Origin of the sequence: Kitasatospora sp. NPDC051170, assembly GCF_044455705.1 — a bacterium.
Lineage (GTDB): Bacteria > Actinomycetota > Actinomycetes > Streptomycetales > Streptomycetaceae > Kitasatospora.
On sequence record NZ_JBITFA010000002.1, the window covers coordinates 75,066 to 87,170 of the forward strand.

A 12,105-nucleotide genomic window follows, 5' to 3' on the forward strand; every position below is an offset into this window, starting at 1 on the left:
CCGGACGCGAAACTGCTTCCTCGGAACGCGGGTCGGCGCGGAGGGCCGCGCGCGAGCTGCTGACGCATCGTCAACTCCTTTCGTTCGGAGGCACGGTGAGGCGCAGCAGGACGGCGGACGGGGCCGCCGGCAGGGTCAGGGCCAGGGCGGCGGTGTCCGGGTGCCAGGTGGCCGACGCCTTGCTGTCGAACGGGTAGAGCACCTCGGCGCGGACGTCGGCGCCGAGCAGGTGGGGCAGGGCGAGGTCCCTGACGGGCTCCTCGCCCCAGCGCCGCCAGGCGGTGACATAGGTGGTGGCTCGGGTGTGCAGCGCCAGGGCGAGCCACGGGTCTTCCCAGCCCGGGAGCCCGAGCGGCCAGGCGGGCACCGCCTGTGGCAGGTCGGCGCGGATCGCCTTGTGGACGGCCACCGCCTCGTGGACCAGCTCCCGGGAGCGCGGGGGAAGTTCGGTGAGCCGGCCGGAGAGGTGGATGCGGCCCAGCAGCGCGCCGGCCATGGTGAGGGCGACCTCGTCGGGGGTGTCCTCGGGCAGTGGGTAGGCCCAGACGGCGCCCTGCTCCGGGGTGACGGCGGTGGGGGCCGCCGCCGCGATCGGCGGGTAGCGCAGCAGGTCCTGCTGGTCGCTGGTGGACTGGAGCTGGAGGCGGGACAGCAGGGCGTGGTCCATCCGCATGCCGCCGGAGGCGCAGTTCTCGATCACCAGGTCCGGGTGGCGGTCCAGGATGCCGTCGAGCCAGGCGAGTTGGGCGCGGTTGTGGCCGAGCAGACCGGCCGCCGGGGCCTCCCCGGGGCCACTGCTGGTGCCGGAGCCCGGGTCGGTGTTGTGGTCGAGCTTGAGGTAGCCGACACCCCAGTCGCCGACCAGGCGGTCCACCACGGCGTCCAGATGGGCGCGGGCGGCCGGGTGGCGCAGGTCCAGGTGGTAGCGGCCGCCGCCCTCCTCCACCCGCAGGCCGTCGCGGCGGAAGAACGCCTCCTCCGGCAGCGACTCGGCCAGCGGGCTGGACACCCCGACCGCCTCCGGCTCCAGCCACAGGCCGGGGACCATGCCGCGCTCCCGGATGCGGTCCAGGACCTCGTGGATGCCCTTCGGCCCGGGGAAGCGGGAGGCCGACGGCTCCCAGGCCCCGACGGAGCTCCACCAGTTGCCGCCGTCGTCGTACCAGCCGGCGTCGATGACGAAGTACTCCGCCCCCGCCTCGGCGGCGGCGTCCACCAGTGGCAGCAGCTTCGCCGTGGTGGGGTCGCCCATCAGGCAGTTCATATAGTCGTTGAAGATCACCGGCAGTCGCTCGTGGTCGGGGTGCGGGCGCCGGGTGGCCCGGCGGTAGCGGGTGAGGGCGGCGAAGGCCGCGTCCGGGCCGCCGTCGGCGCAGAACGCCAGCGCCACCGGTACGGTACGGAACTCGGCACCGGGCTCCAGCGGGTGCCGCCAGCCGTGGTCGGCGTCCTCGGGCCCGTACAGCGCCGCGTACGCGGTGTCGTCGCGCACGCCGCACTCCCAGCGCCAGCCCCCGCCGTTGTGCTCGATCTGCCACAGCCAGGTGCGGCCGCACGCGCGGTCCGTCAGGCCGCCCATCGGCAGGTGCCCGCAGCTGGACCACACGCCCCGCCCGGCCAGGACCTCGGTGCTGCGCCCGGAGGTTGTGTGGAAGCGGCCGCTGCGCTCGGGCGAGGAGGCCCGCAGCGGCCGGCGCTGCCAGCGGCACTCGGCGAACCACTCGTTCTCCGCCCACAGCAGGTCGGCGGCGTCCAGGGCCTCGGCGCCGCCCCCGGTGAGGCAGCCCGCCACGAGCGAGGAGACCGACTCCAGGTGCAGCGTGCGCGGCCCGTCGTTGCGAAGCAGCACCTCGCTGCGCAGCACCGGCAGGCCGTCCGGGGACCGGTAGCGCGCCACGGCGGTCAGGCCGGTCTCGGGCTCGTGGAGTTCGACGGTGAGCAGGTGCCAGTCGCCGTCCCGGGTCGCGTGGTGGGAGCGGTGGCGCAGCCGCCCGCCGAGGACGGTGTTGACGAGGTGCCGGCCGGACCAGTAACGGCCGAGGTCGGCCGTCGTCACCTCCACCAGTGGAAGGGGTGCGCCGGGGCGCGGGGCCGCCCCCTTCTCACCCAGCGCGCCGAGGTGCACCAGGCGGGCGGCGCCCTGCTCGTCCAGGGCGATCTCCAGCTCCAGGGCGTCGTGGCCCCAGCGGATCGTCTCGTGCGGGTCGGTCATGCTGCTTCCTCGAAGGGGAGACACGGCGGGGGTCAGCGTGCGCGCAGGACCGCGCAGCCGTCGGGCGGCAGTTCGCCGAGGGTCGTACCGGTGAGCAGGTCGTGGCCCGGCTGCGGAAGCGGTACGGCCACGGGCCGGTGGTTGATCAGCAGGTGCCAGGCGCGGCCGTCCGGGGCGTGCCGGGTGACGGCCTCGACGCCGCGCGGCAGGCCGGGCAGGTCGGGGGCGACCCCGGCTTCCGCGAGGAGCCGCTCGACCAGGGCGGCGTAGCCGGGGTCGTCGAGGCGGGTGGAGAGGTACCAGCCGTGGCCGGAGCCGAAGGCGTGGCGGGTCAGGGCCGGGCTGCCGGCGAGCGGGCCGTGGGTGTAGGCGGCGAGCGCCTCGGCGCCTTCGGTGCGCAGGGACTCGCTCCAGGAGGAGGCCGTCGAGCCGTCGGAGAGCGTGATCGCCTCGTCACGGCGCAACGGGCGGTACTCCTCGGACCGGATGCCGAGGGTCTCGCGCAGGGGCGCGGCCGGGTAGCCGCCGAGCCGGGACCGGAGGTTCTCGTCGACCACGCCGCTGAAGTGCTGGACCAGCAGGGTTCCGCCGCCGGCGACGTAGCGGCGAAGGTTGTGAGCGTTCACATCGGAGAGCAGGAAAAGCGCCGGGGCGATGACCAGCCGATAGCGGCTCAGGTCGTGCCCGGGGTGGGCGAAGTCGACCGTCCGGCCGGCGTCCCACAGGGCCCGGTGGGCGCGGCGCAGGGCGGCGTAGTAGTCGAGTTCGGGCGAGGGGAGGCCGTCGGCCCGCAGGGCCCACCAGGCGTCGGAGTCGTGCAGGACGGCGACCTCGGCGCGGACGGTGGAGCCGGCGAGTTCGCCGAGCCGGGCGACGGCCTCCCCGGTGGCCGTGACCTCGCGGAAGATGCGGCTGTCCGGTCCGGCGTGCGGGACCATCGCCGAGTGCCACTGCTCGGCGCCGGCGCGGGACTGGCGCCACTGGAAGAACAGCGCGCCCTCGGAGCCCCGGGCGATGTGGGCGAGGGAGTGGCGCAGGATGTCCCCGGGCTCCTTGGGGAGGACGCGCCCTTCGGCGTAGACGGTGTTGGTGCCCGATTCCATCAGCAGCCAGGGCGCGCCGCCGGCGATCGAGCGGGCCCGGTCGGCGTCGAAGGCGGCGTGGGCGGCGGCGTCGACGCCGGGGGCGCCGGGGTAGTGGTTGACGGTCACCAGGTCGACCTCGCGGCCGAAGGCCCACAGGTCGAGGTTCTGGTAGCCGGGGAGCATGAGGTTGGTGGTCACCGGGCGGTCGCTGTGGGCGCGGATCGCGTCGCGCTGCTCGCGGTAGGCGGCGAGGGTCTCGTCGGACCAGAAGCGGCTGTAGTCCAGGCTCTGGCCGGGGTTGTGGTGCCACTGGGTGGCGCGGGGCGGCAGGATCTGCTCCCACGAGGTGTAGCGCTGGCTCCAGAAGGCCGTTCCCCACGCCTCGTTGAGGGCGTCGAGGGAGCCGTGGCGGGCGCGCAGCCAGACCCGGAAGGCGGCGGCGGTGTGGTCGCAGTGGCAGAGGGTCACGTACTCGTTGTGGACGTGCCACAGGGCGAGCGCGGGGTGGTCGCCGTAGCGTTCGGCGAGGGCGCCGGCGATGCGGCGGGCGGCGCGGCGGTAGGCGGGCGCGGTGAGGCAGTAGGTGTCCCGGCTGCCGTGGGTCAGGCGGGCGCCGTCGGGGCGGACGGTGAGGGCGTCCGGGTGGGCCAGGGTGAACCAGGGCGGTGGGGAGGCGGTGGGGGTGGCCAGGTCGACGGCGACTCCGGCCGCGTGCAGCCGGTCGAGATGGGCGTCGAGCCAGTCGAAGTCGTAGCGGCCCTCCTCGGGTTCCATGAGGGCCCAGGAGAAGACGCCGACGGTGGCGAGGTTGACGCGCGCGTGGCGCATCAGCTCGTCGTCCTCCTTCCAGACCTGGGCGTGCCACTGCTCGGGGTTGTAGTCCCCGCCGAAGGCGAGGCCGCCGAGGCGGTCCGTGAGCCGTTGCAGGTCCATGAGGTGGCCGTCCTTCCGTGAAGGGTGTCAACTGTGGTGCGGGGCAGGGGCGGTGCTTTCGCGGAGCCGCAGTTGCGGTGGCATCAGGAGGAGTTGGTCCTGCGGGTCCTTGCCTGCGGCGCGGGCGGTGATCCTCGCCATGACCTGTTCGACGGCGACGTGTCCGAGGTCTTTTTGGGGGCTGGTGACGGAGGTGAGGCGGGGGGAGTGCTGTTCGGCGAGGGGGTCGGGGCAGATGGCGATGACGGAGGCGTCTTCCGGTACGGTGCGTCCGCTGGCGCGCAGCAGGCTGAGCAGCGGGCCGATCGCGGCCTCGTTCTGCACGACGAACCCGGTGGTGTCGGGGCGGTCGGCGAGGATGCGGGCGAGGGTGCCGGCGGTGCTCTCGTAGGTGCCTTCGCAGGGGCGGTGGAGGAAGCGCAGGCCGCGTGCTTGGGCGCGGGTGCGGAAGCCGTTGAGGGTGCGTTCGGCGTAGCCGGCGTGGCGGCGGTAGGTGGCGGTGCTGTAGCCGATGAAGGCGATGTGGTGGTGGCCGAGGTCGGCGAGGTGGTCGGCGCACAGGGCGCCGGCGGTGGCGAAGTCGTGGTCGACGCAGGAGAGTCCGGTGGGGTCGTCGGGCAGGCCGATGAGGGCGGCGGGGATGTCCTGGGCGTGTAGGACGGGGATGCGGTCGTCGTCGAGGCGGACGTCCATGAGGATGACGCCGTCGGCGAGGCCGGTGGCGGCGACGCGGCGGACCCCCTCGGGCCCTTCGTCGTTGGTGAGGAGCAGGACGTCGTAGCCGTGTTCGCGGGCCGCGACGGTGACGGCGATGGCGATCTCCATCATGGTGGGGACGTGGACCTCGGGGTGGAGCGGTACGACCAGGGCGATGATGTGCGAGCGTTTGCCGGCCAGGGCCCGGGCGCCCGCGTGGGGGTGGTAACCGAGGTGGGTGATGGCCCGTTCGATGCGGGTCCTGGTCTCGTCGGAGATGGGGCGTTTGCCGCTGAGGGCGTAGCTGACCGTGCTGGACGAGACGCCGGCGTGCCTGGCCACATCGGCGAGTGTCACCATCGCTCTGCTTCCTTCTGTCGGTTCCGGTGGGAGCGGTCCCGGTCGTGCGACGAGGAGGTCCGCGGGGGACCACTCCCGGCCGGTGGGGGCCGGCGGGGGCCCGGAGCGGACGGGCTCAGCCCTTGATCGCCCCGGTGAGGACACCGGTACGCAGGTGCTTCTGCACGAACGGGTACACGATCACCAGTGGTACCAGGGTGAGGACCACGACCGCCATCTGCAGCGACAGCGGTGCGGTCTGGGCGTGGGTCTCCCCGAAGCCGGCGTTGACCGAACCGGGCAGGCCGTTGGCCCGGTTGACGTAGGTCAGCAGCACGTACTGCAGCGGCCACTTCTGACTTTCCGTCGGCATGTAGAGCATGACGTTGAAGAAGGAGTTCCAGTACCCGACGGCGTAGAACAGCGCGGTGACGGCGGTGACGGCGCGTGAGGTGGGCAGCACGACGGACCACAGGATGCGCCACTCGCCGGCGCCGTCCATCCGGGCGGCGTCCATGAGTTCGGAGGAGGTGTCCTGGTAGAAGGAGCGCAGCACCAGGATGTTGAAGACGGAGACCGCGCCGGGCAGGATCAGCGCCCACCACTGGCCGTAGCCGCCGAGGCCCGTGACGACCAGGAAGCTGGGGATCAGTCCGCCGCTGATGAACATCGTGATGATCAGCAGCATCAGGATGAAGCGGTGCCCGAGGGAACGCGACCGGGAGAGGCCGTAGGCGCACAGGACGGAGACGACCATGGACACCGCGGTGCCGACCACGGCGATCCCGAGGCTCACCCCCAGCGCGGTGACGATCGTCGAGTCGCCGAGCATCTGGCGGTAGGTCTCGGTGGTGAGGCCGTCCGGCCAGATCACCAGGCCGCCGGCCCGGTTGATCGCCCCGGGGGTGGAGAAGCTGGTCAGCACGATGATGTAGAGCGGGACCAGGATGACGGCGAGCGTCCCGCCGAGCGTGATTCCCTTGGCCGCCTGGCCGACGGCGGTGGGCGGCTCCTCCCAGGGCGGACGGGCGGAGCGGGCCCGGCGGCGGGCGGCCGCTGTCGCGGTGCGGCGCTTCTCGCCCCGGGAGCTGATGGTCAGTGCGTTCGTCATGTGCGGTACAGCCCGTCCTCGCCGAAGGCGTGCGCCAGTTTGTTGGCGCCCCAGATGAGCAGCAGCGAGACCACGCTCTTGAAGAGCCCGGCCGCCGCGCCGTAGCTGTAGCCGCCGGTGGCGATGCCGTAGTAGAAGGAGAAGGTGTCCAGGACGTCCGCGGCGTCGTGGCCGACGGCGTCGCGCTGGATCAGGAACTGCTCGAATCCGACGGACAGGGCGTTGCCCAGGCGCAGGACCAGCATCAGCACGATCACCCCGCGCAGGCCCGGCAGCGTGATGTGCCACATCCGCCGGAGCCGGCCCGCGCCGTCGGCGGCCGCGGCCTCGTACAGCTCGCTGTTGATCGCGCTGAGCGCCGCGAGGAAGACGATGATCCCCCAGCCCGCCTCCTTCCAGACCGCCTGGGAGGTGACCAGCAGCGCGAAGGTGTCCGGGTTGGTCATGATGTCCCAGGTGGCGATGGAGTGCTGGCGCAGGAACTGGTTGAGCACGCCGGCGCCGCCCAGCATCTGCTGGAAGATCGTGACCGCCAGCACCCATGAGAAGAAGTGCGGCAGGTAGACCACGGACTGGAAGAAGTTGCGGATGCGTTCGCTGATCACCGAGTTGAGCAGCAGGGCGAGGGCGATCGGGACCGGGAAGAACAGGACCAGTTGGACGAGGCTCAGGTACAGCGTGTTCTGCAGCGAGGCCCAGAAGGCCGGGTCGCCGAGCAACTGCTGGAACTGGTCGAACCCGACCCACTCGCTCGCCCGGACGCCGACCAGCGGGTCGTACTCCTGGAAGGCGGTGACGATGCCGAACAGCGGGACGTAGTTGAACACCAGGAGCAGGACGACCGCGGGCACCGTCATCAGCAGGAGGGACTTGTCCCGCCGCAGCCTGGTCCGCCAGCTGAGCCGCGCGGGGCCGGCCGGGTGTTTCGGCGCGGCGGTGCTCACTGTCCTGTGCCGTACTTGTTGAGGACGTTGTCGGTCATCCACTGCTTGAGCCGCTCCCCGGGGCCGGAGCGCCAGCTGGAGATGGCGTCCTGCAGCTCGGAGACCTTCCTCTTGCCGTGGTAGCAGTCCTTCAGGGTGTCGTTGACGCTCTGCGCGGCCGATGCCGAGGCGATGGCCTGGGGCATGCTGAAGTTCATGCCCCAGAAGGGCGGCTTGGTGAGGTACTTGACGTTGGCGGCCGACCAGCTCGCGTAGTCCTTGGTGATCTGGTCGCCGCCCGGGCTGCTGATCACGGAGCCGGAAGCGGCCAGGAAGTTGTAGGTCGTCACCTGGACGTCCTTCTTGCCCTCCTCCGTGAAGGTCGGCATGCCGTTGACCCGGGTGTGGTGGACGCCCTCGACGCCGAAGTTGACCATGGTGTACTCGGCCGTTCCGTAGGGCGCGGCGAGGTAGTTCGCGACGGCGAGCAGCTCCTGGATCTGCTCCGGCTTCAGGTCGGCGTTGAGGTAGCTGATCATGCTGGCGGCGGCGCCCATGTAGACCACCGGCGTGCCCTGGCCGCTGGCGGTGATGGCGTTGAAGGCGCCGCGCCGGTAGTTCGGGTCCGCGGCGGTGCCGGACTGGTGGTCGGCCAGGTTCCAGGCGCCGAGTCCGCCGCCTCCGACGAGCGTCTTGCCGCTGTAGAAGCGGGTGGCCCCGTTGGAGACGTCGCCGGCGAGCGCGTCCGGGTGCATGTAGCCCGAGGTGGCCAGGCGGTAGTGCCAGTCGACGGCCTCCAGGAACTCCTGGGTCTCGAACGGGTGGACCAGCTTGCCGTTGTCGACCCTCCACCTCATGGGGACGTTCCAGGAGAACTGGAGGTAGGTCCACACGTCGTCGAAGGCCCACACGCCCCGTTTGGCGTCGGTCAGTTCCTTGCCCAGGTTCATCAGGTCGTTCGCGGACTTGATCTGGTCCGCGGTGATGCCCCGGGCTTCGAGGAGGTCCCGGCGGTAGAACGTGGCGCCGGGGATGCCGAAGCTGGTGGAGAAGCAGGGGATCCCGTAGAGCTTGTCGCCCCAGACGCCGTGCTGCCAGGCGCCGGTGGGCAGGGCGGCGAGGTTGGGGTACTTCTTGATGTTGTCGCCGGACAGGTAGGGGGTCAGGTCCGCGAGCTGGGCGCCGGCGAGCCCGCCGGTGTTGAAGGCGTCGTTCATCCAGGCCGGCAGGTTGATCCAGTCCGGCAGCTTCTTGGCGGCGGTCATCGTCGGGATGATGGTGTTGTAGTTGATGCCGTCCGTCGGCTTGACGGTCAGGTCGACCCCGAGTGCCTTGTTCATCGCCTGGTAGAAGGAGTTGCCGACCGGCGGGGCCGTGCCCCACAGCGGGGTGATCGCCGTGTAGCTGCCGCCCTTGCCGGGAACGCCGGAGACGCTGGTGGGCGGAGAGGCGGGGTAGGCGAGGTAGGCCGGGTCGGTGGCGGCGTCGCCCGAGCCCGCTACGGGGGCGATGTCCGGCTTGACCGCGCTGGCGTTCGGCACGTAGGCCGGCAGGGCCGCCTTCAGGCCCTCCTTGGTGTTCGCCCCCGCCTTCTTGGTCGAGCCGCCCCCACAGGCGGACAGCAGGGGTGCCATCGCGGCGGCCCCCGCGACCGTGGCGGCGGTGGTCAGAAAGCCCCTGCGGTTCAATCCGGATCTCATGGTGGCGTAGCCCCTCTCCGTCGAAGCGCGGTCTGAGCGTCGAAGCGCTTGGATGTTTCGGTGACACTAACGACGCGTTACGGGTTGGGCAAGAGCCTGAACAAAGTCAAAATTAGTTGTTTCCTGGGGAGTTGACACGGTGTTTGGAGCGTGTCAGCGTCGAAGCGCTTCGACCTACGATCTCCGAGCCGAACCCGCCCGAGGGGTGTCCCACGTGAGTTCCGTGCCCGTTTCCGCTACCGGTCTGCCCGGTTTCCGCAACCCCGCGCTTCCCCTGCGGGAGCGCGTCGAAGACCTGCTGAGCCGGCTGACGACCGACGAACGGCTGGCGATGCTGCACCAGTACGCGCCCGCCGTGCGGCGCCTGGGCGTCGGCGCTTTCCGTACCGGCAGCGAGGGCCTGCACGGCGTCTCCTGGCTCGGGGAGGCGACGGTCTTCCCGCAGGCCGTCGGCCTCGGCGCCAGCTGGGACGAGGAGTTGGTGCGCGAGGTCGGGGAGGCGGTCTCCACCGAGCTGCGGGCCTTCCACTACCACCGCCCGACGGCGGTCGGCTCCGACCGCGGGCCCAACTCCCTCCAGGCGTGGGCCCCCGTGCTCAACCTGCTGCGCGACCCCCGGTGGGGGCGCAACGAGGAGGGGTACTCCGAGGACCCGGTGCACACCGCGAAGGTCGGCGAGGCGTTCTGCCGCGGCCTCTCCGGCGACCACCCGGTCTACCTGCGCACCGCCCCGGTGCTCAAGCACTTCCTCGCCTACAACAACGAGGACGACCGCTGCACCACCTCCTCCGCGCTGCGCCCGCGCGTGCTCCAGGAGTACGACCTCGCCGCCTTCCGCCCCGTCGTCGCCGCCGGCGCCGCGACCGGCGCGATGGCCGCCTACAACCTGGTCAACGGCCGCCCCTGCCACGTCAGTCCGCTGATCGAGGCGGAGCTGCGCCGCTGGGCCGGGCCGACCGGCCACGAGCTGTTCGTGGTCAGCGACGCCGAGGCCCCCTCCAACCTGGTCGACCCGGAGCACTACTTCGACGACCACGCGCAGGGCCACGCCGCCGCGCTCAAGGCCGGCATCGACAGCTTCACCGACCACGGCGAGGACACGGAGACGGTCGTCGGCCGGCTGCGCGAGGCCCTGGAACGCGGCCTGATCGACCAGGAGGACGTGGACCGCGCCGTCCGCCGCCAGCTCGAAGTGCGGTTCCGCCTCGGCGAGTTCGACCCCGAGCTGGACCCGTACGCCGGCACCGGCCCGGAGGTGATCGACAGCCCCGAGCACCGCGCGCTGGCCCGCCGCGCCGCCGCCGAGTCGACGGTGCTGCTCAAGAACAACGGCCTGCTGCCGCTCGATCCGGCCCGCACACCGCGCATCGCCGTCATCGGCCCGCTCGCCGACACCCTCTTCGAGGACTGGTACAGCGGCACCCTGCCGTACCGGGTCAGCGCCGCCGCCGGTCTGGGCGCGGCCCTCGGCGCCCACGGCGGCGAGGTCGTCCACGTGGAGGGCTCCGACCGGATCACCCTGCGCTCGCGCACCACCGGTGAGCTGCTCGGCAAGTCCGCCTTCGAGGTGACCGACTGGGGCGGCGGCGCCTCCACCCTGCGCGACGCCGACACCGGCCGCTACCTCAGCCTCCAGGACGACGACACCCTGGCCCCCGGCCAGGAGATCATCAAGAGCTGGTTCGTCAAGGAGACCTTCCGGATCGAACCGGCCGGCCCGGACACCGTGCTGCTGCGCAGCGTGTTCACCGGGCGCTACGCCACCGTCGACCCGACCGACGGCCGGGTCGGCGTCACCGCCGAGACGGCGCAGGAGGCCGAGCACTGGCAGCGCGAGGTGGTGCGCGACGGCGTCGCCGAGGCCAGGGCGGCCGCCGCTGCCGCCGATGTCGCCGTCGTCGTCCTCGGCAACCACCCGCTGATCAACGGCCGCGAGACGGAGGACCGCGCGGACATCGCCCTGCCCGAGGGGCAGGAGAAGCTGCTGCGCGCCGTCGCCGGGGTGCGCCCGGACACCGCGCTGGTCGTGATGAGCAGCTACCCGTACGCCCTCGACTGGGCCGACGAGCACTTGCCCGCCGTGGTGTGGACCTCCCACGGCGGGCAGGAGACAGGTCACGCGCTGGCCGCCGTCCTGCTCGGCGGGGCCGAGCCCTCCGGGCGGCTGGCGCAGACCTGGTACCGGGGCGACGACCCGCTGCCCGCGCCGCTCGACTACGACGTCATCAAGGCCGGCTGGACGTACCAGTACCACCGCTCCACCCCGCTCTACCCCTTCGGCCACGGGCTCTCGTACACCCAGTTCACCCACCGCGACCTGCGGCTGTCGCAGCCCTCGATCGCCCAGGACGGATCGGTCGGGCTCGCAGTGACGCTGGAGAACACCGGTGCGCGGCCCGGCAGCGAGGTGGTCCAGGTCTACGTCCGCGCCCTGGAGGCCCGGTACGAGGCGCCCCGGCTGCGCCTGGCCGACTTCCGCAAGGTCCGGCTGGAGCCGGGGGAGAGCCGCGAGCTGACGTTCACGCTGCCGGCCGAGCGGTTCGCCCACTGGTCCGTCGCCACCGGCGAGTTCACCGTCGACCCCGGCGGCTACGAGGTGATCGTCGCCCGCAGCGCCGACCACGCCGTGCTCACCGCCCCGCTGACCGTGACCGGGGAGCCCGCCGGCCCCCGCGCGGGTACCGGGCACCGGATCCTGGCCGTCGACTTCGACGACTACGAGGACGCGGCCATCGTCGACGCCACCCGCACCGACGGCGACGCCGTCACGCCCGCCGACCCCGCGCGGCCCGCCACGCTCCACTTCCGCGAGGTCGACCTCACCGGCGCCGCCGCGATCGAGGTCGAGACCGCCCGCGAGGGCGACGGCGAGCGCGACGGCGAGGGCGGGGCGCGGCTCGAAGTCCGGGCCGACGGCCGGCTGCTGGCCGAGATCGACGTGCCCGTGACCGGGGACCGCTACGCCTGGACGAGCACCACCGCCGGCCTCGCCGCCCCGCTCGGCGGCGTCCACGACCTGAGCCTGACCCTGCGCGGCGGCTTCCGGCTCGCCGCCTTCCGCTTCGGCGCGGCCGGCTGACGTCCGCACCGCACAGACCGGCGGCCC

The 12,105-nt window shown here is 72.3% G+C and carries 7 protein-coding genes; 1 reads left to right on the forward strand and 6 read right to left on the reverse strand.

Annotated elements, in window-relative coordinates; all coding sequences use genetic code 11:
• Positions 1-70 precede the first annotated feature (70 nt).
• From ACIBCA_RS04325 to ACIBCA_RS04350, 6 genes are all read right to left on the reverse strand, one after another.
• Entirely contained in the window at positions 71-2,212 is a 2,142-nt protein-coding gene (locus ACIBCA_RS04325; RefSeq protein ID WP_396281296.1) for a glycoside hydrolase family 36 protein, read from the reverse strand.
• A gap of 32 nt (positions 2,213-2,244) precedes the next feature.
• A complete protein-coding gene (locus ACIBCA_RS04330; protein WP_396281297.1) occupies positions 2,245-4,230 on the reverse strand; it encodes a beta-galactosidase in 1,986 nt (661 codons plus the stop codon).
• Positions 4,231-4,257: 27 nt separating this feature from the next.
• Positions 4,258-5,286: a LacI family DNA-binding transcriptional regulator gene (locus ACIBCA_RS04335; RefSeq protein WP_396281298.1), complete on the reverse strand. Its 1,029-nt coding sequence runs from the start codon at positions 5,284-5,286 to the stop codon at positions 4,258-4,260.
• A gap of 115 nt (positions 5,287-5,401) precedes the next feature.
• Positions 5,402-6,376 (reverse strand): carbohydrate ABC transporter permease, encoded by a 975-nt coding sequence (locus tag ACIBCA_RS04340; RefSeq protein ID WP_396281299.1) that lies wholly within the window; start codon positions 6,374-6,376, stop codon positions 5,402-5,404.
• The gene (locus ACIBCA_RS04345; RefSeq protein WP_396281300.1) at positions 6,373-7,320 is read right to left on the reverse strand and encodes an ABC transporter permease; all 948 of its coding nucleotides are present in this window, start codon (positions 7,318-7,320) and stop codon (positions 6,373-6,375) included. The genes ACIBCA_RS04340 and ACIBCA_RS04345 overlap by 4 nt, the downstream gene beginning before the upstream one ends.
• Positions 7,317-8,999, reverse strand: coding sequence for an ABC transporter substrate-binding protein (locus tag ACIBCA_RS04350; protein WP_396281301.1), 1,683 nt, complete (start codon positions 8,997-8,999; stop codon positions 7,317-7,319). The genes ACIBCA_RS04345 and ACIBCA_RS04350 overlap by 4 nt, the downstream gene beginning before the upstream one ends.
• A 223-nt stretch (positions 9,000-9,222) precedes the next feature.
• Between ACIBCA_RS04350 and ACIBCA_RS04355 the strand changes: the two genes are divergently transcribed.
• Entirely contained in the window at positions 9,223-12,078 is a 2,856-nt protein-coding gene (locus ACIBCA_RS04355) for a glycoside hydrolase family 3 C-terminal domain-containing protein (RefSeq protein WP_396281302.1), read from the forward strand.
• Positions 12,079-12,105: the final 27 nt, after the last annotated feature.

Bases quoted from the DNA above. Each gene is read 5' to 3' on its own strand.
- ACIBCA_RS04330 (WP_396281297.1), bottom strand. From the start codon at position 4,230: ATGGACCTGCAACGGCTCACGGACCGCCTCGGCGGCCTCGCCTTCGGC.
- ACIBCA_RS04350 (WP_396281301.1), bottom strand. From the start codon at position 8,999: ATGAGATCCGGATTGAACCGCAGGGGCTTTCTGACCACCGCCGCCACG.
- ACIBCA_RS04325 (WP_396281296.1), bottom strand. From the start codon at position 2,212: ATGACCGACCCGCACGAGACGATCCGCTGGGGCCACGACGCCCTGGAG.
- ACIBCA_RS04335 (WP_396281298.1), bottom strand. From the start codon at position 5,286: ATGGTGACACTCGCCGATGTGGCCAGGCACGCCGGCGTCTCGTCCAGC.
- ACIBCA_RS04340 (WP_396281299.1), bottom strand. From the start codon at position 6,376: ATGACGAACGCACTGACCATCAGCTCCCGGGGCGAGAAGCGCCGCACC.